The following is a 25,441-nucleotide window of genomic DNA, read 5'->3' as shown; positions in this document are numbered from 1 at the left end:
TAAAAAAATCCCCGCCGAAGCGGGGATTGTATTTACTGCAGATCAAACCGATCCAAATCCATCACCTTCGCCCAAGCGGCAACAAAGTCGCGGACGAATTTCTCATGGGCGTCGCTGCTGGCGTAAACCTCGGCCAGCGCGCGCAGCACGGCGTTCGAACCGAATACCAGATCGGCACGCGTGGCGGTGTATTTCACTTCACCGCTGGCGCGATCGCTGCCGGCAAACAGCTCGTTTGATTCATCGGTCGCTTTCCACTGGGTATTCATGTCCAGCAGGTTCACGAAGAAATCGTTGCTCAGCACGCCTTCACGATGGGTGAACACGCCGTTCTGACTGCCATCGAAGTTCGCCCCCAGTACGCGCAGACCACCAATCAGCACCGTCAGTTCTGGTGCAGTGAGCGTCAGCTGCTGGGCCTTATCAATCAACAGGGACTCGGTAGTGGAGGCATCAACCTGTGCACGGTAGTTACGGAAGCCATCGGCAATCGGTTCGAGCAGGTTAAACATCTCGATATCCGTCTGATCCTGGCGCGCATCAACGCGGCCCGGCGTGAACGGTACATTGACGTAAACGCCGGCCTCTTTCGCCGCCTGTTCAACACCCACCACACCTGCCAGCACGATGATATCGGCCAGTGACGCTTTGTTGGTGGTACGCTGAATAGCTTCCAGGGCGGGTAACGCGCGAACCGCTGCGGCGTTAACTTCCCAGTCGCGCTGGGGTGCCAGTGCCAGACGCGCACCGTTGGCGCCGCCACGCTTATCGCCACCGCGGAAGGTCGATGCAGACGCCCAGGCAACGGAAACCAGGTCGCTCACGGACAGACCCGAGGCAATGATTTCCGCTTTCAGACTCTCGATGTCCTCTTTGGTCGGGTTGAACACCGCCTGCGGCAGTGGATCCTGCCAGATGAGATCTTCTTTCGGCACTTCCGGACCAATGTAACGCGCTTTTGGCCCCATATCACGGTGGGTCAGCTTGAACCACGCGCGGGCAAAGGCTTCGTTAAAGGCCTGCGGATCGTTCAGGAAGCGGCGGGAGATTTTCTCGAACTCGGGGTCAAAACGCAGCGTCAGATCGGTGACCAGCATCGTCGGTTTGCGCTTTTTCGACGGGTCGAACGGATCAGGCATAATGTCTGGTGCATCCACGGCTTCGAACTGAATCGCACCCGCCGGGCTGCGGGTCTGCACCCACTCGTATTTGAACAGGTTCTCGAAGAAGTAGTTACTCCACTGGGTCGGCGTTTGTGACCAGATGACTTCCAGCCCGGAGGTGATCGCATCTGCGCCAACGCCGGTACCGTGCGTACTGGTCCAGCCCAGACCCTGCGCTTCAATTGGCGCGGCTTCCGGGTCGGCGCCGACATGGGTCGCCTCACCTGCACCGTGGGTTTTACCGAGGGTATGACCGCCTGCAATCAACGCAACGGTCTCTTCGTCGTTCATCCCCATGTTGCCAAAGGTGGCACGGATCGCCGCGGCCGCTGACAGCGGTTCACCGCTGGCGTTTGGCCCTTCCGGGTTAACGTAAATCAGCCCCATTTCGGTGGCTGCCAGTGGGCGCTTCGCCAGTGCTTCCGGGTCACGGTGGGTGAGCCAGGCTTTTTCATCACCCCAATTCACGTCCATATCCGGCTCCCAGACATCTTCACGCCCGGCCCCAAAACCAAAGGTACGGAAGCCAGAGTTCTCCAGCGCCACGTTACCGGCAAGGATGAAGAGGTCAGCCCAGGAAATTTTTTGACCGTATTTTTGCTTGATAGGCCACAGGAGACGGCGCGCTTTATCCAGACTTACGTTATCTGGCCAGGAGTTCAGGGGGGCAAAGCGCTGTTGACCGCGCCCTGCGCCACCGCGACCGTCAACGGAGCGATAGGTACCTGCGCCGTGCCAGGCCATACGGATAAACAGGCCCGCATAGCTGCCCCAGTCGGCTGGCCACCACGGCTGAGAGTCGGTCAGAAGTGCTTTGAGATCGCCCTTGAGCGCTGAGTAATCAAGTTTGCTGAATTCTTTGCGGTAGTCAAAGTCTTCACCCAGAGGGTTAGAACGGTTGGAATGTTGATTAAGAAGATCGACGCGGAGTTGTTTTGGCCACCAGTCGCGGCTGCCTGTGCCTGCCCCCGCGCTGTGATCGACGCTGCCCTGATGGAACGGGCACTTGCCGATTGATGCCGCATTATTGCTGTCGTCTGACGTGCTCATCGCTATGCTCCCTTTTACAGTGTTACGGTTACGATATACGCCCTTGTTGATAAGGTATAGTTGAGATAACCCACAGATTCGATAGTTAATTCCGTTTAATTTCCCATTGAAAGTATGTGCGTTCTGTACGTCAAAGGCAGCATTGCTGATATGGCGGGGAAATAAAACCCTTATAAATCAAAAAACCCTCCGAAGAGGGCTTCTATTTGTTATGCGCCAGGCCGAACACCCAGCGTATGGCAAATGGCGTAACTCATTTCCGCGCGGTTGAGCGTATAGAAGTGGAAATCCTTCACTCCTTCACGACTCAAGATCTTCACCATGTCCATCGCGATGTTTGCGCCCACCAGCTTGCGTGTTTCCGGGTCATCGTCCAGCCCTTCGTACATTTTAGACATCCAGTGTGGAATGCGCACATTGGTCATATCGGCAAATTTCTTCGCCTGTTTGAAGTTAGAGACCGGCAAAATTCCCGGGATAATTTCGACGTCGATGCCCGCGGACACACAGCGGTCACGAAAGCGCAGGTAGCTTTCCACATCAAAGAAGAACTGGGTAATGGCGCGGTTCGCACCGGCGTCCACTTTACGCTTCAGGTTAAGCAGATCCGCCTGGGCGCTTTTCGCTTCCGGGTGAACTTCAGGGTAAGCGGCAACGGAAATGTCGAAGTCTGCGACCTCTTTCAGCAGCGCGACCAGATCGGTGGCGTACATGTCCGGTTTACCGCTCCCCGGCGGCAGGTCACCGCGCAGGGCGACGATATGGCGAATACCGTTGTTCCAGTAGTCCTGGGCAATGGCACGCAGCTCATCGCGCGTCGCGTCGATACAGGTCAGGTGCGGAGCCGCTTCCAGACCCGTACGGTCCTTAATGCCTTTAATGATGCTGTGCGTACGGTCACGCTCACCGGAGTTGGCACCGTAGGTGACGGAGACAAACTTCGGTTTCAGGCTGCTCAGGCGATCGATAGAGCTCCAGAGGGTTTGCTCCATTTCACTGGTGCGCGGCGGGAAAAATTCAAAAGAGACGTTAATCTGACCATTTACTTCGGCCAGGCTCTGATTCAGGGCTTCCCGCTGGTTGGCGTGAAAAAAGCTCATACCTTACCTCATCAATCGCGTGTCATTGTGTGTTGTATTTCGAACTTCTATACGTTTAGACGTCCAGATGTAAAAATGACGGAAAAGCGGAGGGACGTCAACAGAAATAATCGCCAGGAATGGTGAGGAATGCTCAGGGAAGATGAAGGGAATTCATGATGGCGGGTGAGTGCGGTCTGATGCCCTCACCCTGTCCCTCTCCCACCGGGAGAGGGAACAAGAAGGATTACAGCAGTTTAGCCAGACGGTTGATGTCAGACTGGATGGCCCCGGCGGTCACATCGCGCCCCGCACCCGGGCCACGGATCACCAGTGGGTTATCACGGTACCAGCGGCTTTCAATGGCGAAAACATTATCGCACGGCAGCAGTGCCGCCAGCGGATGTTCAGGACGAACCGCCTCGACACCCACACGTGCTTTTCCGTTCGCTTCGAAACGCGCCACGTAGCGCAGCACCAGCCCCATCTCGTTTGCCGCTTCCAGACGTTGCACCATCTGCTCGTTCAGCTCTTCGCCGTTCTCGAAGAAATGGTCAACAGAATCGTCCTCACAGCCAGCAGGCACCAGCGACTCAACGCGGACGGCATCAGGTTCGATGTCATACCCGGCTTCGCGCGCCAGGATCACCAGCTTACGCATAACGTCTTTACCGGAGAGGTCAACGCGTGGGTCAGGTTCCGTTAAGCCCTGCTGCCATGCCTGATCCACCAGGTCAGTGAACGGCACGGTGCCATCAAACTGCAGGAACAGCCAGGAGAGCGTGCCGGAGAAGATGCCACTCAGCGCCAGAATGCTGTCGCCGCTTTCAATCAAATCACGCACGGTATGGTTAACCGGCAAGCCAGCGCCCACCGTGGCGTTATACAGCCAGTGACGGCCTGTCTTTTCAAACGCGTCGTGGATTTGACGGTACTTGTCCGTGCTGCTCGCCCCCGCCAGCTTATTGGCGCTAATAACATGGAAACCGTGGCTGGCGAAATCAAGATACTGATCGGCAAGCTGTTCACTGGCGGTCACGTCCAGCACCACCAGATCGTCATACGGGTGCGCGCGCATCCAGAGGAACAGCGACTCTTCGTCCTGTTCAACCGCTTCATCGTTAAAGAAGGCCAGCGCCCGGCTGGCATCCAGCCCTTCGTAGTTCAGCAGGCTGCGGCGGCTGTCCACCACGCCCGCGAGAATAAATTCAAACCCGGTACGCGCTGAGAGAGTCACCTGCTCGCGCGCGAACAGCTCCAGCCAGCGTGAGCCGATGTTACCTTTACCAAACAGCACCAGCCCGATGCGTTTCTCCGCACGGAACAGAGAGGTATGCAGCCCCTGAATCAGGCTCTCGGTAGGTCCTTTACGCAGTACGGCCACCAGGCTGATGCCCTCTTCCGACTGCCAGGTGAATTCAACCGGCTGGCCTTTCAGCTGCTGCCAGAAACGATGGCAGTGCAGCGGGTTGCGGGTAACGCCCGCCCCCACCATCGCCACCAGCGCCAGACCCTGACGCAGGCGAAGCTCGCCCGGCAGGCCCGCTTCATCAAGAATTTTCAGGGCGCTGTCCGCCACTTCAGCGGTGTAGCAGAACTGCAGCAGCTGGCGATCGTTATGCACGCCAACGGCGAGCGGACGCACCTGGGCGCGTTTGAGGATCAGGTCGATGTCTTTGTGTGCCAGTTTGAAATCCTGGCCCGCCGGGACCTGGAACTCAATCAGGCAGATGTCGTCATGGCTGGTCACAATTCGCGCCCCCGTACCGGACGCCAGGACGCGTTCGATGCGGGTAGAGCCTTGATCCGGGGTGTAACTACAGCGCAGCTGCAGGTCGATGTCGCTCCCGGAAACCGGCTGTAGCGTACGCGCATGCAGAACCGGTGCCGCCAGGCGTGCCAGCTCGCTGGCCTCGTCCAGACGCAGCAGCGGCAGCAGGCAGGCATCTTTCACTTTACGCGGGTCAGCACTGTAGACACCGGCCACGTCGCTCCAGATGGTGACGCGGGAAACGCCTGCCAGCGCACCAATTTGCGTCGCTGAGTAGTCAGAGCCGTTACGTCCCAGCAGCACGGTTTCACCGGCACTGCTGCGGCTGATAAAGCCGGTCACCACAATACGTTTGCCCGGATGCTGAACCAGCAGTTGTTGCAGCAGCGGATATGACAAGCCTTCATCCACCTGTGGCTGAGCGGCGCGTTCGGCACGCAGGAAGTCACGCGCGTCAAGCCAGGCCGCATCCACGCCCAGGTGTTGCAGCACGGCCGCCATCAGGCGCGCAGACCACACTTCACCGTGGCCGACCACCTCGGCATACACCGCGTCGGTAATACCGCTGTCCAGTAGGGCAGCCAGACGCTCAAGGTCATGCGTAAAGGCGCTAATCAATCCGTCCGCGACGTCCGCTGGCAGTAAGCCGGCAATCAGCTCACTCTGGTAACGACGTAAGGACTGTTGCACCTGATGCGCAGAGAGGCGATCGGTCTGACTCAGTTTGAGCCAGCTAATCAACTGGTTGGTGGTGCTGCCAGCCGCGGAGACAACCATCATGTCCCCCGGCTGCGAATACTCTGTCATGATCCCTGCGACACGCAGGTAACACTTCACATCAGCAAGACTACTACCACCAAACTTGTGCAGTTGACGACCCTTCGCCCCTGCCTGCGCTATCACACTCATGATTACCCCTTGGCTGCGACCCGGAAGCCATTTTCCAGATCGGCAATTAAATCTTCAGAATCTTCAATACCGGTCGAGATACGCAGCAGCGTCTCAGAAATACCGGCGGCGGCACGTGCTTCTGGTGCCATACCTGCGTGCGTCATGGTCGCGGCGTGGGAGATCAAGCTTTCAACCCCCCCTAATGATTCCGCCAGCGTAAACAATGACAGCCCGCTCAGGAAGCGACGCAGCGTTTGCTCGTCACCGTCCAGTTCAAAACTTAACATCGCGCCAAATCCCTTTTGTTGACGCGCGGCAATCTCGTGCCCCTGGTTTTCCGGCAGCGACGGGTGATAGAGCTTTTTCACCAGCGGCTGGGTCTTCAGGAAATCGACAATCGCCTGAGCATTGCGCTGCGCCACTTCCATGCGCGGCGACAGCGTGCGGATACCGCGCAACAACAGGTAGCTGTCGAAAGCGCTCGCAGTGACGCCAATGTTATTGGCCCACCATGCCAGTTCGGTGACAACGTCGGGATCTTTTGCAATCACCACGCCCGCTACCACATCAGAATGACCGTTCAGATATTTAGTGCATGAATGCAATACCAGATCGGCACCCAGCGCAAGCGGGTTCTGAAGGGCCGGACTGAGGAAGGTATTATCCACTACACTTATCGCTCCCGCATCCCTTGCGCGCTGACAAATTTTCGCAATATCGACGACGCGCAACAATGGATTGCTTGGACTTTCCACCAGCACCAGCTTCGGTTTCTCTGCCAGCGCCTGTTTCAGCGCCTGTTCGTCGTTTTGATCGACAAACAGCACGCGGTAGCATCCGCGTTTTGCGAGGCTGTCAAACAGACGATAGCTACCACCGTAACAGTCGTGCGGTGCCACCAGCAGGTCGCCCGGCTTCAGAAATACCGTCGTCACCAGGTGAATCGCAGACATCCCGGTGTTGGTTAACACGGCGCCTGCACCGCCTTCCAGCTCCGCCAGCGTGCGCTGGGTCACGTCACGCGTCGGGTTGCCGCGACGGGAGTAGTCATGCGCACGGGGTTCATTAAAACCGGTAAAATTGTAAGTACTGGAAAGATGAATTGGCGGGACAACACAGCCGTACTGCTCGTCATCATTTAATCCGCTACGCACTGCGATGGTGGCCTGTTTACGCGTCATGGTGAAGGCTTCCTGGCTAAAAGAGGTGAAAAGTCAGGCACCAGAGTAAACACTGAAAGTATGGACGTCAATACATCTGGACATCTAAACTTCTTTGCGTATAGATTGAGCAATGCGCAAATAGCCGTTAAAATTATATGCTTTAGTGCACGCTGCAGCGGCAATATCCGTGCCACGGTATCGTCTCTACGGTAAACTACGCTGGATTACGGTCAAAACTGGCGATGACGGGTTTTGCACCTTTAGATTAATGACTGAGAGGATTAAAGGTATCTCATGGCTGAATGGAGCGGCGAATATATCAGCCCATACGCTGAGCACGGTAAGAAGAGTGAGCAAGTAAAGAAAATTACGGTTTCCATTCCTCTGAAGGTGTTGAAGATCCTCACCGATGAACGTACGCGTCGTCAGGTGAACAACCTGCGCCACGCGACCAACAGCGAACTGCTGTGCGAAGCGTTTCTGCATGCGTTTACCGGTCAACCGTTGCCAAACGATGAAGATCTGCGCAAAGAGCGTAGTGATGAAATTCCGGAAGAGGCGAAGGTGATCATGCGTGAACTGGGTATCGACCCGGATACGTGGGAATACTGAGAAGCGGATACAAAAAAGGCACCTTGCGGTGCCTTTTTTTCGGGAAACTTACTTAGCGCCCGGGATGCTGAAACGCTTGTTGAAGCGGTCAACACGGCCACCGGTTGCAACATCACGCTGCTTACCAGTGTAGAACGGGTGGCATTTGCCGCACACGTCCAGGTTCAGATCGTGACCCACGGTAGAGCGGATCTGGATAGAGTTACCGCAAGAACAGTTTGCAGTAATCATTTCGTATTTCGGGTGAATATCTTTTTTCATGGGAGAACCTCAGTTAAGGCCGCGTCGCTCTTCCAGCCCTAACGCCAGACACCACGCGATGTTGAATGTAAGTTCTTTGGCGTAAAGTACACCAAAGGCGGCGAATCATACAGAATTTGACCAACGTATGCAAACTGATCCGCACGCCGCTTTCACTAATGTGTATACTAACGCGCCACTTTTCAAGTCAGGAAGATTCGATGCCCGTCGCTCACGTTGCCCTGCCCGTTCCGCTTCCCCGCACCTTTGACTATCTGCTGCCTGACAGTATGAGCGCCAAAGCGGGCTGTCGCGTGACCGTGCCATTTGGCAAACAGCAGCGTATTGGGATTGTGGTGTCGGTGAGCGATAAGAGCGAATTGCCACTCAATGAGCTGAAAGCCGTCGCAGAGGTACTGGACAGCGAGCCCGTTTTCTCCACCAGCACCTGGCGGCTCCTGCTGTGGGCGGCAGATTACTACCATCACCCTATCGGCGATGTCCTGTTCCACGCCCTGCCTATTATGCTTCGTCAGGGTAAAAGTGCCAGCCACGCTCCCCTGTGGTACTGGTTTGCCACTGAAGAGGGTCAGGCGGTCGATATCAATAGCCTGAAACGCTCGCAGAAACAGCAGCAGGCGCTGGCGGCCCTGCGTCAGGGGAAAATCTGGCGGCATCAGGTTGACGAGCTTGAGGTGAGCGAAACGGCGCTGCAGGCCCTGCGCAAAAAAGGGCTGAGCGAACTGGCAAGCGAGGCGCCTGCCCTTTATGACTGGCGGGACAGTTTCTCCGTTTCAGGGGATCGTCTGCGACTCAACACCGAGCAGGCCACCGCCGTAGGGGCCATTCACAGCGCCTCCGATCATTTCTCCGCCTGGCTACTGGCAGGGGTCACCGGCTCCGGCAAAACAGAAGTGTATCTCAGCGTACTGGAAAACGTGCTTGCGCAGGGTAAACAGGCGCTGGTGATGGTTCCGGAAATCGGCCTTACACCACAAACCATCGCCCGTTTTCGCGAGCGGTTTAATGCGCCGGTTGAAGTGTTACATTCGGGCCTGAACGACAGCGAGCGCCTCAGCGCCTGGCTGAAAGCCAAAAACGGCGAAGCGGCGATTGTGATTGGCACCCGTTCCTCACTGTTTACGCCGTTTAAAAACCTCGGCGTTATCGTCATCGATGAAGAGCATGACAGCTCCTATAAGCAACAGGAAGGCTGGCGCTATCACGCCCGCGATCTGGCCGTTTATCGCGCCCACAGCGAGCAAATCCCGATTATTCTTGGCTCCGCGACGCCCGCCCTCGAAACGCTGCATAACGTTCGCCAGCGTAAATACCACATGCTGCGCCTGACGCGGCGCGCAGGGAACGCGCGCCCTGCTATTCAGCATGTGCTGGATCTAAAAGGCCAGCAGGTGCAGGCGGGGTTAGCGCCTGCGCTTATCACCCGGATGCGCCAGCATTTGCAGGCCGGTAATCAGGTCATTTTGTTCCTTAACCGCCGCGGGTTTGCCCCGGCGCTGCTGTGTCACGACTGCGGCTGGATTGCCGAATGCCCGCGCTGCGACCACTACTACACGTTCCATCAGGCCCAGCGCCATTTGCGCTGCCACCACTGCGACAGCCAGCGGCCGGTACCACGCCAGTGTCCGTCATGTGGCTCAACGCATATCGTGCCGGTCGGTCTGGGGACGGAGCAACTGGAAGAGGCCCTTAAGCCTTTCTTCCCTGACGTTCCTCTTTCCCGCATCGACCGTGACACCACCAGCCGCAAAGGGGCGCTGGAACAGCAGTTGGCGGAAGTGCATCGCGGTGGCGCACGCATTCTGATTGGCACGCAGATGCTGGCCAAAGGGCACCACTTCCCGGACGTAACGCTGGTCGCCCTGCTGGACGTAGACGGCGCGCTGTTTTCGGCCGATTTTCGCTCAGCAGAACGTTTTGCCCAGCTTTATACCCAGGTTGCCGGACGTGCCGGTCGCGCAGGCAAACAGGGTGAAGTGGTTTTACAGACCCACCATCCTGAACATCCGTTACTGCAAACCCTGCTGCATAAAGGCTATGACGCGTTTGCGGAGCAAGCGCTGGCAGAACGCCAGACGATGCAGCTTCCGCCGTGGACCAGCCACGTCATCATCCGCGCAGAAGATCACAACAACCAGCAGGCACCGCTTTTCCTGCAGCAGCTGAGAAACCTCCTGCAGGCCAGTCCGCTGGTGGATAACCCGCTGTGGATACTGGGGCCGGTGCCGGCGCTGGCACCAAAGCGTGGTGGACGTTTCCGCTGGCAGATTTTGCTCCAGCACCCTTCGCGCATCCGCCTGCAACATATCGTCAGCGGCGCGCTGGTGCTGATCAATACCCTACCGGAAGCGCGCAAAGTGAAGTGGGTGCTGGACGTTGATCCTATCGAAGGCTGAAGACGGATCGAAAAATTTAACGCTCCTCACACTTTTTATGAAAATTCTGTAACCGATTCCATTAACTATCTGTAAAAATGGTGGCGTCAGAAGTTCGGTGTTCAGGCGAGGAGAAGACGTTGAAGTCCAGGAAAGAGGTTGCCACGGCGACCATGAAAGACGTTGCCCAGAAAGCACAAGTCTCTACGGCAACCGTGTCCCGCGCATTAATGAACCCGGATAAAGTCTCCCAGGCGACCCGTAACCGGGTAGAGCAGGCTGCGCTGGAAGTGGGCTATTTCCCGCAGGCGATGGGACGAAACGTTAAACGCAATGAGTCGCGCACCATCCTGGTGATTGTGCCGGACATCTGCGATCCCTTCTTCAGCGAGATTATTCGCGGTATCGAAGTGACGGCGGCAGAGCAAGGTTATCTGGTGCTAATTGGCGACTGTGCTCACCAGAACCAGCAGGAAAAAACCTTTATCGACCTCATTATCACCAAGCAGATCGACGGCATGTTGCTGCTTGGGTCTCGCCTGCCGTTTGATGCCAGCATTGAAGAGCAGCGCAATTTACCGCCGATGGTGATGGCCAACGAGTTTGCACCCGAGCTGGAGTTGCCGACGGTACATATTGATAACCTGACCGCCGCGTTCAACGCCGTCAACTATCTTCAGGAACTGGGGCACAAGCGTATTGGCTGCATTGCCGGCCCAGAAGAGATGCCATTGTGCCACTACCGCCTGCAGGGCTACGTTCAGGCGCTGCGCCGTACCGGCGTCACCGTCGATCCGCACTACATTGCTCGCGGGGATTTCACCTTTGAAGCCGGTGGACAGGCACTGGAGAAGCTGCTGGATCTGCCCGAGCCGCCGACCGCGGTGTTCTGTCACAGCGATGTGATGGCACTGGGGGCATTATCGTATGCGAAGCGCCGCGGCCTGCGCATACCGAAAGATTTGTCGATCATCGGATTCGATAATATTTCGCTGTCAGAATTTTGCGATCCTCCACTCTCGACCGTGGCGCAGCCGCGCTATGATATTGGGCGTGAAGCGATGCTTCTTCTGCTGGATCAGCTGCATGGTCAAACAGTTAACAGCGGCTCGCGGTTGCTGGACTGTGAATTGATTGTGCGCGGTTCTACCCAGGCATTGACTTAAAGTAAATGTCTTTCAGACACCCTTATCTGGTCAAAGCCCCGCCGCTTAAGTAACATGGCGGGCTGACGAACGAATAAATACAGCGAAACGATAGTGGCACAACGAGATTATGTACGTCGCGGCCAGCCGGCACCTTCGCGACGCAAAAAGAGTAGCTCAAGGAAAAAGCAACGTAACCTGCCTGCTGTCTCGCCAGCGATGGTCGCTATTGCTGCGGCTGTAGTCGTGGCCTTTATTGGTGGTCTGTACTTTATCACGCACCATAAAAAAGAAGAGTCCGAGGCGCTTCAGGCCAGCAAGGTTGCCGGAAACGGCCTTCCGCCGAAGCCTGAAGAGCGCTGGCGCTATATCAAAGAGCTGGAAAGCCGTCAGCCTGGCGTACGTGCGCCGACCGAACCTTCAGCGGGTGGCGAAGTGCAAAATGCCAGCCAGTTGACGGATGAACAGCGTCAGTTGCTGGCACAAATGCAGGCCGATATGCGCCAGCAGCCTACACAGCTGAACGAAGTGCCGTGGAACGAGCAGACGCCGGAACAGCGTCAGCAAACGCTGCAGCGTCGTCAGGCGCAGCAGCAGCTCCAACAGCAACAACAGCAACAACAGCAACAACAGCAGTGGGCGCAAACCCAGCCAGTGCAGCAGCCTAAAACGCAGCCGCGGGTGACGGAACAGCCGTATCAGCAGCAAACACGAACGGCGCAGTCCCAGCCAGTGCAGCAACCGCCGAAAGCCCAGCCGCAGAAACAGGCGGCTCAGCCGTATCAGGATCTGCTGCAGACGCCGGCGCATACCACTGCGCAGCAGCCGAAAACGCAGCAGGCCGCACCGGTAACCAAAGAGACCGATGCGCCGAAGCAGACTGCTGAGAAAAAAGACGAACGCCGCTGGATGGTCCAATGTGGTTCATTCAAAGGTGCTGAGCAGGCGGAAACGGTGCGCGCACAGCTGGCTTTTGAAGGGTTTGATTCACGCATTACCACCAATAACGGCTGGAATCGCGTGGTGATTGGCCCGGTCAAAGGCAAAGAAAATGCCGACGGAACCATTTCCCGTTTGAAAGTGGCGGGACACACAAACTGCATTCGACTCGCTACCGGGGGTTGAAACCCCCAAATTCCCCCCCATCTATCATTCTATTCAGCCCTGAGCACAGGCTCAGGGCTTCTGTTTCCCGATTCTGTAACCAGGGGGTCTGCTCGTGACAACAATAGTAAGTGTACGCCGTAACGGCCACGTGGTAATCGCCGGTGATGGCCAGGCCACGCTGGGTAATACCGTAATGAAAGGCAACGTGAAGAAAGTTCGTCGTTTATACAACGACAAAGTGATCGCCGGTTTTGCAGGCGGCACGGCTGACGCCTTCACGCTGTTCGAACTGTTTGAACGCAAACTGGAAATGCACCAGGGTCACCTGGTGAAGGCCGCCGTTGAGCTGGCGAAAGACTGGCGTACCGATCGCATGCTGCGCAAACTTGAAGCGCTGCTGGCGGTGGCCGATGAAACCGCTTCGCTTATCATCACCGGTAACGGTGACGTCATTCAGCCTGAAAACGACCTGATTGCTATTGGCTCTGGTGGCCCGTACGCCCAGGCTGCAGCCCGTGCGCTGTTGGAAAATACCGACATGAACGCGCGCGATATCGCGGTGAAGGCGTTGGATATTGCAGGTGATATCTGCATCTATACCAACCACAACCACACCATCGAAGAATTACCGTCTAAAGCGTAAGGATCTCCCATGTCTGAAATGACCCCACGCGAAATTGTCAGCGAACTGGACAAACATATTATCGGCCAGGACAACGCCAAGCGTTCCGTGGCTATTGCCCTGCGTAACCGCTGGCGCCGCATGCAGCTCGAAGAAGAGCTGCGCCATGAAGTGACGCCAAAAAACATTCTGATGATCGGCCCGACCGGTGTAGGTAAAACCGAAATCGCCCGTCGTCTGGCGAAACTGGCTAACGCCCCGTTCATCAAAGTCGAAGCCACCAAGTTCACCGAAGTGGGCTATGTGGGTAAAGAAGTGGACTCCATCATTCGCGATCTGACCGACTCGGCGATCAAAATGGTGCGCGTCCAGGCGATTGAGAAAAACCGCTACCGCGCCGAAGAGATGGCGGAAGAGCGCATTCTTGACGTCCTGATCCCACCGGCGAAAAACAACTGGGGCCAGGCTGAACAGCAGGCTGAGCCGTCAGCGGCGCGTCAGGCGTTCCGCAAAAAACTGCGTGAAGGCGAGCTGGACGACAAAGAGATTGAGATCGATCTTGCTGCTGCCCCTATGGGTGTGGAAATCATGGCACCGCCTGGCATGGAAGAGATGACCAGCCAGCTGCAGTCCATGTTCCAGAACCTGGGCGGCCAGAAGCAGAAAGCGCGTAAGCTGAAAATCAAAGACGCGATGAAGCTGCTGATCGAAGAAGAAGCGGCGAAACTGGTGAACCCGGAAGAGCTGAAGCAGGATGCTATCGACGCGGTTGAGCAGCACGGTATCGTGTTTATCGACGAAATCGACAAAATCTGTAAGCGTGGCGAATCCTCAGGCCCGGATGTCTCCCGTGAAGGCGTTCAGCGCGACCTGCTGCCGCTGGTTGAAGGCTGCACCGTCTCCACCAAACACGGTATGGTCAAAACGGACCACATCCTGTTTATCGCCTCTGGCGCATTCCAGGTGGCGAAACCGTCTGACCTGATCCCGGAACTGCAGGGTCGTCTGCCGATTCGCGTGGAGCTGCAGGCGCTGACCACTGAAGATTTCGAACGCATCCTGACCGAGCCAAATGCCTCTGTGACCGTACAGTACAAAGCGCTGATGGCAACCGAAGGTGTGAACATCGAGTTCACTGAAGACGGTATCAAACGCATCGCCCAGGCCGCCTGGCAGGTCAACGAAACCACCGAGAACATCGGTGCCCGTCGTCTGCACACCGTGCTGGAGCGCCTGATGGAAGATATCTCTTATGATGCGAGCGACCTGAACGGTCAAAGCATTACCATTGACGCAGAATATGTGGGTAAACACCTGGATGCGTTAGTGGCAGATGAAGATCTGAGCCGTTTTATCCTATAATCGCGGTTACTGCATTCTCATCACGTTTAATGGGGGCTAATGCCCCCATTTTTATTGGCTAAATTACTATGACTGACATCAGCCGTACTCAGGCGTGGCTCGAAAGTCTGCGCCCTAAAACTCTTCCTCTGGCCTTTGCCGCCATTATCGTCGGTACTGCGCTTGCCTGGTGGCAAGGCTATTTCGATCCGCTGGTTGCCGGGCTGGCACTGATTACCGCCGGTCTGCTGCAAATTCTCTCCAATCTCGCCAACGACTATGGCGATGCGGTTAAAGGCAGCGACAAACCCGACCGTATCGGGCCACTGCGCGGTATGCAGAAAGGGGTCATTACCCAGGCGCAGATGAAGCGCGCGCTGATCATCACCGTGGCGCTGATTTGTCTTTCCGGCCTGGCGCTGGTAACGGTCGCGTCTAAAACCCCCAGCGATTTCATTGGTTTCCTGGTACTGGGTCTGCTCGCCATTATTGCCGCCATTACCTATACCGTCGGTACCCGCCCTTACGGGTATATTGGGCTGGGTGATATCTCCGTGCTTGTGTTCTTCGGCTGGCTGAGCGTGATGGGGAGCGGATACTTACAGGCACATACCCTGATCCCGGCCCTGTTCCTGCCGGCAACCGCCTGCGGCATGCTGGCGACGGCGGTGCTTAACATCAACAACCTGCGCGATATCGACAGCGACCGTGAGAACGGCAAAAACACGCTGGCCGTGCGTCTGGGGCCCGTTAATGCACGCCGTTATCATGCGTGTCTGCTGCTGGGCGCTCTGCTGTGCCTGGCGCTGTTTAACGTTATCTCGCTGCACAGCATATGGGGCTGGCTGTTTGTACTCGCCGCACCGCTGCTGATTAAGCAGGCGCGATTCGTCATGCGTGAACTCAGCCCTGCGGCCATGCCGCCAATGCTGGAGCGTACGGTAAAAGGGGCACTGCTGACTAACCTGTTGTTCGTCATCGGGATTGTCTTAAGTCAGACGCTGGGTTAACTGACAAATATCAATTAACAATTGATGATTTTGCCAACAACGCATTTAGCACGATATACTGAACACATTCGCAGCAACTGAGCGTTAAACCTATGAAATACGATACCTCCGAGCTTTGTGACATCTACCAGGAAGATGTCAACGTCGTTGAACCGCTGTTCTCCAACTTTGGTGGGCGGTCGTCGTTTGGCGGACAAATCGTCACGGTGAAATGTTTCGAGGATAACGGGTTGCTCTATGATCTGCTCGAACAGAACGGCCGTGGCCGCGTTCTGCTGGTTGATGGCGGGGGCTCCGTACGTCGTGCCCTCATTGATGCTGAACTCGCCCGTCTTGCCGTACAGAACGAGTGGGAAGGCATTGTGGTGTATGGCTCAGTGCGCCAGGTGGACGATCTCGAAGACCTGGACATTGGCATTCAGGCTATCGCGGCCATTCCGGTGGGTGCTGCAGGTGAAGGTATCGGCGAAAGCGACGTGCGCGTCAATTTCGGCGGCGTGACCTTCTTCTCCGGTGACCATCTCTATGCCGATAACACCGGGATTATCCTTTCCGAAGATCCGCTGGATATCGAGTAATAAAAAAGCCGGGTGGCGGCGACGCCTTACCCGGCCTGTTCTGCATTTCCCGAAAGAAATTACACTTCTTCCATACGCCCCAGCAGCGCCTGCAGACGATCCTGCCAGCCATTCTGCTGTTCACGCAGCTGGTTGTTTTCGCGCTCCAGTTCTTCACGGCTGTGCTGGGCGTTCTGAACTTCCTGCGCCAGGCTGTTGTTCTTCTCTTTCAGCTCTTCAATTTCCATCTGCAGCAGCGTGATGGTGTCAATCGCCTGCTGTACTTTCGATTCCAGTTTCTCAAACACTTCTAAAGACATGATCCTACCTCTCCTGAATTGCAAGGCGACGCTTTAACGTAAACGCGCACAACAGATATGCCGATTGTATGAAGCCCCGTCGCCCCTGTCCAGCGGCAGACCGCGCAGATCGTGGTTTGCAACACTTTTCGGCCTCGTCCTGGTGCGTTCGCGGCATATACCCCTAAATTGTTAACTCATTCGTTAATGAAATGATTCAGCTCACATTTTGCTATTGGTGTAAAAATGCGCTTTATGGCGCGAAAACGCTCATTTTATTGACGCAGACCACACATTTTGATTTCGATATTTCTCGTTTTTGCTCGTTAACGATAAATTAACACTATGTCTACAGGGCATCGTGGCTGTCACGGGCGGTCATGCTAACAATAAACATCAATTTCTTCAGGATTCCGATTATGAGTCAGACATCAACCTTAAAAGGCCAGTGCATTGCCGAGTTCCTTGGTACCGGGTTGTTGATATTCTTCGGAGTGGGCTGTGTTGCTGCACTGAAAGTGGCGGGTGCCAGTTTCGGTCAGTGGGAAATCAGTATTATCTGGGGTCTGGGCGTGGCGATGGCCATCTACCTGACCGCAGGGGTTTCCGGCGCACATCTTAACCCGGCGGTGACCATCGCGCTGTGGCTGTTCGCGTGCTTCGACGGACGCAAAGTTGTTCCCTTCATCCTTTCTCAGTTTGCCGGCGCGTTTTGCGCAGCGGCGTTAGTTTACGGGCTTTATTACAATCTTTTCATCGACTTCGAACAGACACATCATATGGTGCGTGGCAGTGTCGAAAGTCTGGATCTGGCAGGCATTTTCTCAACCTATCCCAACCCGCATATCAATTTTGTGCAGGCGTTCGCAGTTGAAATGGTGATTACCGCTATTCTGATGGGCGTTATCCTGGCGCTGACCGACGACGGAAACGGCATTCCGCGCGGCCCGCTGGCACCACTACTGATTGGCCTGCTGATTGCGGTGATCGGCGCATCCATGGGCCCGCTGACCGGGTTTGCGATGAACCCGGCGCGTGATATCGGACCTAAAGCTTTTGCCTTTATCGCAGGATGGGGCGACGTGGCCTTCACCGGCGGTAAAGATATCCCTTACTTCCTGGTACCGCTGTTTGCACCGGTTGTCGGGGCTGCGCTGGGTGCATTTAGCTACCGCAAATTAATTGGTCGCCATTTACCGTGCGACACCTGTGTGGAAGAGGAGAAGGAAACGACTTCTACCGCACAACAAAAAGCTTCGCTGTAATCTGACTACGGGACACATACCATGACCGAAAAAAAATATATCGTTGCGCTCGACCAGGGCACTACCAGCTCCCGCGCTGTCGTAATGGATCATGACGCGAATATCGTCAGCGTGTCACAGCGCGAATTTGAGCAAATCTATCCTCGCCCAGGCTGGGTCGAACACGATCCTATGGAGATCTGGGCTTCACAAAGCTCCACTTTGGTAGAAGTGCTGGCGAAAGCCGATATCAGTTCCGACGAGATTGCCGCTATCGGTATTACCAACCAGCGTGAAACCACTATCGTCTGGGAGCGCGAAACCGGTAAGCCCATTTACAATGCCATCGTCTGGCAGTGCCGCCGTACATCAGAAATCTGCGAACAGCTGAAGCGCGACGGTATGGAAGACTATGTACGTAGCGCAACCGGTCTGGTCGTTGACCCGTATTTCTCCGGTACCAAAGTGAAATGGATCCTCGACCACGTTGAGGGTTCACGTGAACGTGCAAAACGCGGTGAGCTGCTGTTCGGTACCGTCGACACCTGGCTTATCTGGAAGATGACCCAGGGGCGTGTCCACGTCACTGATTACACCAACGCCTCGCGCACCATGCTGTTCAACATCAATACCCTGGAGTGGGATGACAAGATGCTGGACGCGCTGGATATCCCGCGCGCGATGTTGCCAGAAGTCCGCAAATCTTCTGAAGTTTACGGTCAGACCAATATCGGCGGCAAAGGCGGCACGCGTATTCCAATTGCCGGTATTGCCGGTGACCAGCAGGCGGCGCTGTTTGGCCAGCTGTGCGTTAAGGAAGGGATGGCGAAAAACACCTACGGCACCGGCTGCTTTATGCTGATGAACACCGGTGAGAAAGCGGTGAAATCAGAAAACGGCTTGCTGACCACCATCGCCTGCGGTCCACGCGGTGAAGTGAACTATGCGCTGGAAGGTGCGGTGTTCATGGCAGGTGCGTCTATTCAGTGGCTGCGTGACGAGATGAAACTCATCAGCGATGCGTTTGACTCCGAGTATTTCGCAACCAAAGTGAAGGACACCAACGGCGTGTATGTGGTTCCGGCCTTTACCGGTCTGGGCGCCCCCTACTGGGACCCGTATGCACGCGGCGCGATTTTCGGCCTGACCCGTGGGGTAAACTCGAACCACATTATCCGCGCGACGCTGGAATCCATTGCTTATCAGACGCGCGACGTACTGGAAGCGATGCAGGCTGACTCCGGCATTCGTCTGCATGCCCTGCGCGTGGACGGCGGCGCCGTTGCCAACAACTTCCTGATGCAGTTCCAGTCCGACATTCTGGGCACCCGCGTAGAGCGCCCGGAAGTTCGTGAAGTCACCGCGCTGGGTGCGGCGTACCTCGCAGGTCTGGCTGTCGGCTTCTGGCAGAATCTGGATGAACTGCAGGAAAAAGCGGTTATCGAACGCGAATTCCGCCCTGGCATCGAAACCACTGAGCGTAACTACCGCTACAGCGGCTGGAAGAAAGCGGTGAAACGCGCCCTGGCGTGGGAAGAGCACGAGCAGTAATTTCTCCCCTCACCCTTCCCCTCTCCCCGCCGGGGAGAGGGGACCGACCGCACCCACTCCCACTCTGTGATAAACTTCGTGCAATTCCTTTTGATTGCACGAGTACCTCATGAAACGTGAACTGGCTATCGAGTTTTCCCGCGTCACCGAAGCTGCCGCACTGGCGGGCTATAAATGGCTCGGCCGTGGCGACAAAAATACCGCAGACGGTGCGGCTGTCCATGCCATGCGCATTGTGCTTAACCAGGTCAATATCGATGGCACCATCGTCATTGGCGAAGGCGAGATCGACGAAGCGCCAATGCTCTATATCGGTGAGAAAGTGGGCACCGGCAAAGGTGATGCCGTGGATATCGCCGTCGACCCGATTGAGGGTACCCGCATGACGGCAATGGGCCAGGCCAACGCGCTGGCCGTGCTGGCGGTAGGGGACAAAGGCTGTTTCCTCAACGCACCGGATATGTACATGGAAAAGCTGATTGTCGGCCCCGGCGCCAAAGGGGCTATCGACCTGAGCCTGCCGCTGGAAGAGAATCTGCGTAACGTTGCCAAGGCGCTGGAAAAACCGCTTAGCGCGCTCACCGTGACCATTCTGGCGAAACCGCGCCACGATGCCACCATTGCCCAGTTGCAACAGCTCGGCGTGCGCGTCTTTGCCATCCCGGATGGCGACGTGGCAGCATCTATCCTGACCTGCATGCCAGACAGCGAAGTGGATGTGCTTTACGGCATCGGCGGCGCGCCGGAAGGTGTGGTCTCCGCCGCGGTGATCCGCGCTCTGGATGGCGACATGCAGGCCCGTCTGTTGCCCCGTCATGAAGTCAAAGGCGACAGCGAAGAGAATCGCCGTATTGGGGAAGAAGAGCTGGCACGCTGCGAAGCGATGGGTATTGAAGCCAACAAGGTGCTTGCGCTGGATGACATGGCGCGCAGCGACAACGTTGTCTTCTCCGCAACCGGCATCACCAAAGGTGACCTGCTGGATGGCATCACCCGTAAGGGCAATATGGCCACCACTGAAACTCTGCTGATCCGCGGTAAATCGCGCACCATTCGCCGCATTCGGTCTGTTCACTATCTGGATCGTAAAGACCCTGACGTGCAGGCGCACATTCTGTAAAACCGTTTGATCGATAGAGCTTTCCGGCCCAAATGGGCTGGAAATCTTCACCACAAGTCCGGAAGATAGAACAGAGAAAAAGCACAGGAGAAGATCATGGCGGACTGGGTAACAGGTAAAGTCACAAAAATACAGTTCTGGACCGATGCGCTATTTAGTCTTACCCTGCATGCTCCCGTCCACCCGTTTACGGCCGGGCAATTTGCGAAGCTGGGGCTGGATGTTGACGGCGAGCGCGTGCAGCGCGCCTATTCCTACGTTAATGCCCCCGATAACCCGGATCTCGAGTTCTATCTGGTCACCGTCCCGGACGGCAAACTCAGCCCACGCCTTGCCGCGCTTAAGCCCGGTGACGATGTGCAAATTGTCAGTGAAGCGGCCGGTTTCTTCGTACTGGACGAAATCCCGGACTGCGACACCCTCTGGATGCTGGCAACCGGCACGGCCATTGGCCCGTATCTCTCTATTTTGCAGTACGGCAAAGACCTTGAGCGCTTTAAAAACATCGTGCTGGTTCACGCCGCGCGCTATGCCGCAGACTTGAGCTATCTTCCGCAGATGCAGGCGCTGGAAAAGCAGTACGGCGGGAAACTGAAAATTCAGACCGTGGTCAGCCGCGAAACCGCAGCGGGTTCACTGACGGGCCGCGTACCGGCATTGATTGAGAGTGGTGCACTGGAAGACGCAATTGGCTTGCCGATGAGCGCTGAAACCAGCCACGTCATGCTGTGTGGCAACCCGCAGATGGTTCGCGACACGCAGCAGCTTCTGAAGGATACCCGGCAGATGACGAAACATCTTCGCCGCCGGCCGGGCCATATGACTGCCGAACACTACTGGTGATCAGCGGTATTTCACCTCAAGGGTGTCTTTGCCGTATTTGTTTTCGCTCTGGGTGCCGATAAACGCGCCCAGATCGACCACCATCATGACAAAAATAATGGTTGGTAGCAGTCTGCCCACCACCCAGGGAAGGATGGACGGAAGTATCGACCAGTTCCCGGCCACCAGCATCCACGCCAGAATAATCAGAAAAGCCCACGCGCCGGAACGGCCGCGATCGTGCAGACGTTTCACCACCACGGCCGCGGTTGGCCACAGTAAACAGACCAGTGCAAACGCCGCCGTTTGTGTGCTGAGCCATGCGTTGAAGGCCACGAAAAACAGAAGCAGCATGGCAACGATCCACGTCGCCATCCAGATCCAGAAGTCACGGCGTCCAATACGCCCTTTGAATGAAAACAACCACTGCTGTATGGTCATGTAAGGTTCCTTATTATCATATAGCGCGCATTTTACCCTGGAGTTGTGACCTTTTGACAAGCCGACCAGATATCGATTTAATCATGAACACTTACGGCCAGGGGCAATGTTGATGAAAAGTTCGGCACGTTCTCTTTTCCTGTGTTTAGCGATGCTCATCGCTGGTGTCCCCCTGCACGCCGCCGAAACCACTGCCCCGACGACAGCCCCCTATCTGCTGGCAGGTGCGCCCTCGTTCGATCAGTCAATCAGCCAGTTTCGTGAAACCTTCAATAAAACCAACCCCACGCTACCGCTGGATGAATTCCGCGCCATTGACAGCTCCCGGGATACGCCAACCCTGACCCGAGCTGCGAGCAAGATTAACGAGAATTTATATGCCTCCACTGCGCTGGAGCGCGGCACGCTAAAAATCAAAAGCATGCAAATAACCTGGCTGCCGATTCAGGGGCCAGAGCAGAAAGCCGCTAAGGCAAAAGCGCTCGAGTACATGAGCGCGATACTGCAGGCTTTTACGCCCGCGCTGACCAAAAAGCAAAGCCAGCAAAAGCTGCAAAAACTCCTCACCGCCGGTAAAAATAAGCGTTACTACGCCGATACCGAAGGGGCCATACGCTATGTGGTGGCAGATAACGGTGAAAAAGGACTGACCTTCGCTGTTGAACCGATTAAGCTGGCACTATCAGACACACTCGGCGGGGCGAATTAATGACAAAAAGCAAAGCCTTTCGAGGGAAAATCTCTATACTGATTCACAGACCATGCTGCCCGACAGGGCGGCCATATTCCTTAATTCGCTAATTTAGCGTGGAGAATTGAAATGCGACATCCTTTAGTGATGGGTAACTGGAAACTGAACGGCAGCCGCCACATGGTAAACGAACTGGTTGCGAACCTGCGTAAAGAGCTGGCGGGCGTGACGGGCTGCGCGGTTGCTATCGCTCCGCCGGATATGTACCTGGATCTGGCTAAACATGCCGCTGACGGCAGCCACATCATTCTGGGCGCACAGAACGTTGACGTTAACCTGTCAGGCGCATTCACCGGTGAAACCTCTGCTGAAATGCTGAAAGATATCGGCGCGAAATACATCATCATCGGCCACTCTGAGCGTCGCACTTATCACAAAGAATCCGACGAATTTATCGCGAAGAAATTCGCGGTGCTGAAAGAGCAGGGTCTGATCCCGGTTCTGTGCATCGGTGAAACCGAAGCCGAAAACGAAGCAGGCAAAACGGAAGAAGTGTGTGCTCGTCAGATCGACGCCGTGCTGAAAACGCAGGGTGCTGCAGCATTCGAAGGCGCGGTTATCGCGTACGAACCAGTCTGGGCGATCGGTACCGGCAAATCAGCGACCCCTGCGCAGGCACAGGCGGTTCACAAATTTATCCGTGACCACATTGCTAAAGCGGACGCGAAAGTGGCTGAGCAGGTAATTATTCAGTACGGCGGTTCCGTTAACGCATCCAACGCTGCTGAGCTGTTCACCCAGCCAGACATCGATGGCGCGCTGGTTGGCGGTGCATCCCTGAAAGCTGACGCTTTCGCGGTGATCGTTAAAGCAGCAGAAGCGGCTAAACAGGCGTAAAAACCGACTTCCCTCCCCCACCGGGGAGGGAAATTACACTTTCCCCAGCACGCTAAACCACAGATAATCCAGCGGCAGCAGCACCAGATACGTTGCAATCGCCAGCGCCAGACAGAGCAACATCCCCGCCTTTGCAGGCACCTTCCCTAAACCCATTGCCACCACAATCGGCGACGCCTGATACGGCAGCAGCGGCGTGGAATACCCCAGTACCTGAATCATGATCACCGACAACAGCGGGAAACCGGTGGCGTCCGAAAAACTCTGTGCCAGCGTGGTGTACAACGCAGGTACACCGTTCGCGGTCATAATGAAGTTGAGCGCCGTGGTAATACCGGTAAGCGCCAGGAAGCTGGTGAACGGTCTGCTGGCATCAAGCGGCATAATCCGCAATAACGCCTCCCCCACCGCGGAACCGATACCCGTTTGGGTCACTACAATCGCCAGCCCGAGAATCCCCGCCACGTAAATGCAGGTGCGCATGTTCACTCCCGCAGAAAACTCTTCACCGGTGATAAACCCAACGCGTGGCAGCATGACGATGACCGATGCCGCAAGACCCGTCCACGCCGGTCCAACGCCGTGCCAGCTCTCTGTCACCCACATCCCCAGCACCACCGCCAGCAGCCAGGCGAGACGTTTTTCATCCCGCCCCATCGGTTCAGACGGCGTAAGATCGGTGGCCGGTTTCGGGCTGCCGGGGAACAACCAGCAGATCAGGCCGATCAGAATGCCCCCTTTCAGGATCCCGAGGACGGGTGTATGCAGCAGCAGATACGGGACATAGTTCAGATGGATCCCGTACGAGCCCTCCGCGGCGCCACTCATCACCAGATTCGGCACGTTGGCAGGCAGGATGGTCGCCGAGAGCTGGAAGGTTCCGAACCCGACGGCCAGCGCCAGGCCATACCACGCGCGGGAACCGTCGGGGATGGCGGCCCTTTTGGCCATGGCGGCGACAATCGGCATCAGCAGCGCGATACGGCCCATATTCGACGGCATCACAAACGCCAGCGCGTAGCTCAGCCCCACCACGCTTGCCACCATCAATACCCACGAATCAGTGAGTTTTGCCGACAACGCCCGTGCGGCCCTGTCCGCCAGACCGGTTTTACGGATTGCCACCCCCAGCACGAAGCCGCTAAACACTAACCAGAATGCAGACGAGGCAAAACCACCAAAAATCACCTCCGCCGGGGCGATTCTGGCGGCCATCGCCGCCGTGAAAAACAGCAGCGCGGTGATAAATTCCGGCAATAGCGACGTCGCCCACAGCACGATGGTGACGCCGACTATCAATGAGGGCACAAACAGAGGATGCGTTAACCAGAGCGACATTCCTGTCTCCTGTCGTTTTTTTCAGCAAGTCTACGGCGACAGGCAGGACGAGTAAACGCTATTTATGGTGATGTCACTTCAGGATATCGCATTGATGATCCTGCAATTCCTCAGCCGACGCGCGATTCAGGGTCAGCAAGTTACGTTCGGTCGCCAGTAAGACAAACGATCCATCCGACTGCTGCACCATGGCCAGCGCGAAGCGCCCCATATGGTCACGCGCTTCCGGCAGCTCTTCAGCCAGCATCATAAACGGACTGCGCTGTACCAGCTCATTTTCCGTCACGCGACGGGCGAGGTACTCATGCCCTTCCAGCCCGCCCGGGAACGGTAACCACTGTGTACTGATTTGCCCCTGCGCGGCATTAAGCTTCTCGCGCACGTCCGGGCGCAGGCAGGAGATATGGATATGAAAATGGTTCTGCGTACGGCCTGTCGGGGAGTTAATGGTGAGCGAAATTGCGCTGTCCGGCACCTCGGTCCCGCGCTTCATGCTCATAAAGTTGCGTGATTGCCAGGCCAGCCAGAAGAAGTTGGGCGTATTCGGTTCGGTCAACAGCGGGCTTTCGGTTCCTTTGATACGGTAAGTCGGCATCAGGAGATACTGCAGCGGCCCGTTGCGGTCTTTAAACACCACATAACCCGCATCAGGCTTCACCTGCGCGCACGGGGCCGGGTTACGGTGCTGGAGTTGATTCGGCAGACACTGGTCGAGAACGATATGACGCAACGCATTCGGATTACCCGCTTTCATCCAGTACCAGCCACCCGCGGCAAGAATGATGACAACCAGAATCAGTAATAGTATTTTTTTCACAATGCGTTCCCTGTTTTCGATAGTGGCGAAAGAGTAACGCAAAATGATGACCAAATAAAAAACCCGGCGGATTT

Annotated in this window: 23 protein-coding genes; 14 read left to right on the top strand and 9 right to left on the bottom strand. The window is 56.2% G+C overall.

Annotated elements, in window-relative coordinates; genetic code table 11:
• Positions 1 to 32: 32 nt before the first annotated feature.
• The 4 genes from katG to metB all read right to left on the bottom strand — a co-directional run bounded on the left by katG (position 33) and on the right by metB (position 7,135).
• The gene (katG, locus tag BJP35_RS07185; RefSeq protein ID WP_025202761.1) at positions 33 to 2,213 is read right to left on the bottom strand and encodes a catalase/peroxidase HPI; all 2,181 of its coding nucleotides are present in this window, start codon (positions 2,211 to 2,213) and stop codon (positions 33 to 35) included.
• A 209-nt stretch (positions 2,214 to 2,422) separates the two neighbouring features.
• On the bottom strand, positions 2,423 to 3,313 hold the full coding sequence (gene metF / locus BJP35_RS07180) for a methylenetetrahydrofolate reductase (RefSeq protein ID WP_014172187.1): 891 nt from the start codon (positions 3,311 to 3,313) through the stop codon (positions 2,423 to 2,425).
• Positions 3,314 to 3,539: 226 nt separating this feature from the next.
• The gene (locus BJP35_RS07175; RefSeq protein ID WP_020883947.1) at positions 3,540 to 5,972 is read right to left on the bottom strand and encodes a bifunctional aspartate kinase/homoserine dehydrogenase II; all 2,433 of its coding nucleotides are present in this window, start codon (positions 5,970 to 5,972) and stop codon (positions 3,540 to 3,542) included.
• Positions 5,973 to 5,974: 2 nt separating this feature from the next.
• Positions 5,975 to 7,135: a cystathionine gamma-synthase gene (gene metB, locus BJP35_RS07170; RefSeq protein WP_014172189.1), complete on the bottom strand. Its 1,161-nt coding sequence runs from the start codon at positions 7,133 to 7,135 to the stop codon at positions 5,975 to 5,977.
• A 276-nt stretch (positions 7,136 to 7,411) separates the two neighbouring features.
• Between metB and metJ the strand changes: the two genes are divergently transcribed.
• Complete coding sequence (gene metJ, locus BJP35_RS07160) at positions 7,412 to 7,729, top strand: met regulon transcriptional regulator MetJ (RefSeq protein WP_007369220.1); 318 nt, start codon at positions 7,412 to 7,414, stop codon at positions 7,727 to 7,729.
• Between the two features lie 48 nt (positions 7,730 to 7,777).
• Here metJ and rpmE read toward each other — a convergent pair whose 3' ends face one another.
• A complete protein-coding gene (gene rpmE / locus BJP35_RS07155; protein ID WP_003862040.1) occupies positions 7,778 to 7,990 on the bottom strand; it encodes a 50S ribosomal protein L31 in 213 nt (70 codons plus the stop codon).
• A gap of 200 nt (positions 7,991 to 8,190) precedes the next feature.
• On the opposite strand from rpmE, the gene priA reads away from it, so the two are divergent.
• From priA to rraA, 7 genes are all read left to right on the top strand, one after another.
• Complete coding sequence (gene priA, locus BJP35_RS07150; protein ID WP_047742291.1) at positions 8,191 to 10,386, top strand: primosomal protein N'; 2,196 nt, start codon at positions 8,191 to 8,193, stop codon at positions 10,384 to 10,386.
• Positions 10,387 to 10,505: 119 nt separating this feature from the next.
• Positions 10,506 to 11,531 carry a DNA-binding transcriptional regulator CytR gene (cytR, locus tag BJP35_RS07145; RefSeq protein ID WP_020883949.1) on the top strand — a complete coding sequence of 342 codons (1,026 nt, stop codon included), beginning with the start codon at positions 10,506 to 10,508 and terminating at the stop codon, positions 11,529 to 11,531.
• Positions 11,532 to 11,624: 93 nt separating this feature from the next.
• A complete protein-coding gene (gene ftsN / locus BJP35_RS07140) occupies positions 11,625 to 12,635 on the top strand; it encodes a cell division protein FtsN (RefSeq protein WP_047356277.1) in 1,011 nt (336 codons plus the stop codon).
• Between the two features lie 94 nt (positions 12,636 to 12,729).
• The gene (gene hslV / locus BJP35_RS07135; protein WP_014172194.1) at positions 12,730 to 13,260 is read left to right on the top strand and encodes an ATP-dependent protease subunit HslV; all 531 of its coding nucleotides are present in this window, start codon (positions 12,730 to 12,732) and stop codon (positions 13,258 to 13,260) included.
• A gap of 9 nt (positions 13,261 to 13,269) precedes the next feature.
• Complete coding sequence (gene hslU / locus BJP35_RS07130) at positions 13,270 to 14,601, top strand: HslU--HslV peptidase ATPase subunit (protein ID WP_014172195.1); 1,332 nt, start codon at positions 13,270 to 13,272, stop codon at positions 14,599 to 14,601.
• A gap of 68 nt (positions 14,602 to 14,669) precedes the next feature.
• A complete protein-coding gene (gene menA / locus BJP35_RS07125) occupies positions 14,670 to 15,590 on the top strand; it encodes a 1,4-dihydroxy-2-naphthoate polyprenyltransferase (RefSeq protein WP_014172196.1) in 921 nt (306 codons plus the stop codon).
• 92 nt (positions 15,591 to 15,682) lie between these two features.
• Positions 15,683 to 16,168 carry a ribonuclease E activity regulator RraA gene (rraA, locus tag BJP35_RS07120; protein ID WP_014172197.1) on the top strand — a complete coding sequence of 162 codons (486 nt, stop codon included), beginning with the start codon at positions 15,683 to 15,685 and terminating at the stop codon, positions 16,166 to 16,168.
• A 59-nt stretch (positions 16,169 to 16,227) separates the two neighbouring features.
• Here the strand turns inward: rraA and zapB are convergent, their stop codons facing one another.
• The gene (gene zapB / locus BJP35_RS07115; protein ID WP_008501806.1) at positions 16,228 to 16,467 is read right to left on the bottom strand and encodes a septal ring assembly protein ZapB; all 240 of its coding nucleotides are present in this window, start codon (positions 16,465 to 16,467) and stop codon (positions 16,228 to 16,230) included.
• A gap of 398 nt (positions 16,468 to 16,865) precedes the next feature.
• Here zapB and BJP35_RS07110 point away from each other — a divergent pair, with 398 nt between their 5' ends.
• The 4 genes from BJP35_RS07110 to fpr all read left to right on the top strand — a co-directional run bounded on the left by BJP35_RS07110 (position 16,866) and on the right by fpr (position 21,204).
• On the top strand, positions 16,866 to 17,711 hold the full coding sequence (locus BJP35_RS07110; protein WP_014885705.1) for an MIP/aquaporin family protein: 846 nt from the start codon (positions 16,866 to 16,868) through the stop codon (positions 17,709 to 17,711).
• Between the two features lie 21 nt (positions 17,712 to 17,732).
• Positions 17,733 to 19,241: a glycerol kinase GlpK gene (gene glpK / locus BJP35_RS07105; protein WP_014172201.1), complete on the top strand. Its 1,509-nt coding sequence runs from the start codon at positions 17,733 to 17,735 to the stop codon at positions 19,239 to 19,241.
• A 109-nt stretch (positions 19,242 to 19,350) separates the two neighbouring features.
• The gene (glpX, locus tag BJP35_RS07100) at positions 19,351 to 20,361 is read left to right on the top strand and encodes a class II fructose-bisphosphatase (RefSeq protein WP_086462986.1); all 1,011 of its coding nucleotides are present in this window, start codon (positions 19,351 to 19,353) and stop codon (positions 20,359 to 20,361) included.
• Between the two features lie 96 nt (positions 20,362 to 20,457).
• Complete coding sequence (gene fpr / locus BJP35_RS07095) at positions 20,458 to 21,204, top strand: ferredoxin--NADP(+) reductase (protein ID WP_014172203.1); 747 nt, start codon at positions 20,458 to 20,460, stop codon at positions 21,202 to 21,204.
• Here fpr and BJP35_RS07090 read toward each other — a convergent pair whose 3' ends face one another.
• Positions 21,205 to 21,624, bottom strand: coding sequence for a DUF805 domain-containing protein (locus BJP35_RS07090; RefSeq protein ID WP_025202755.1), 420 nt, complete (start codon positions 21,622 to 21,624; stop codon positions 21,205 to 21,207).
• 112 nt (positions 21,625 to 21,736) lie between these two features.
• Here BJP35_RS07090 and BJP35_RS07085 point away from each other — a divergent pair, with 112 nt between their 5' ends.
• Positions 21,737 to 22,333: a DUF1454 family protein gene (locus BJP35_RS07085; protein WP_020883954.1), complete on the top strand. Its 597-nt coding sequence runs from the start codon at positions 21,737 to 21,739 to the stop codon at positions 22,331 to 22,333.
• Between the two features lie 111 nt (positions 22,334 to 22,444).
• Positions 22,445 to 23,212, top strand: a complete 768-nt coding sequence (tpiA, locus tag BJP35_RS07080) for a triose-phosphate isomerase (protein ID WP_014172206.1) — start codon at positions 22,445 to 22,447, stop codon at positions 23,210 to 23,212.
• Between the two features lie 33 nt (positions 23,213 to 23,245).
• Here tpiA and BJP35_RS07075 read toward each other — a convergent pair whose 3' ends face one another.
• Positions 23,246 to 24,550 carry an SLC13 family permease gene (locus tag BJP35_RS07075; protein WP_047742296.1) on the bottom strand — a complete coding sequence of 435 codons (1,305 nt, stop codon included), beginning with the start codon at positions 24,548 to 24,550 and terminating at the stop codon, positions 23,246 to 23,248.
• Positions 24,551 to 24,623: 73 nt separating this feature from the next.
• Complete coding sequence (locus BJP35_RS07070; RefSeq protein ID WP_047742302.1) at positions 24,624 to 25,367, bottom strand: CDP-diacylglycerol diphosphatase; 744 nt, start codon at positions 25,365 to 25,367, stop codon at positions 24,624 to 24,626.
• Between the last annotated feature and the right edge of the window lie 74 nt (positions 25,368 to 25,441).

The sequence above is a fragment of the Enterobacter sp. J49 genome, assembly GCF_002148625.1.
GTDB lineage: Bacteria > Pseudomonadota > Gammaproteobacteria > Enterobacterales > Enterobacteriaceae > Enterobacter > Enterobacter ludwigii.
This window is presented reverse-complemented; position numbering and strand designations above follow the sequence as displayed.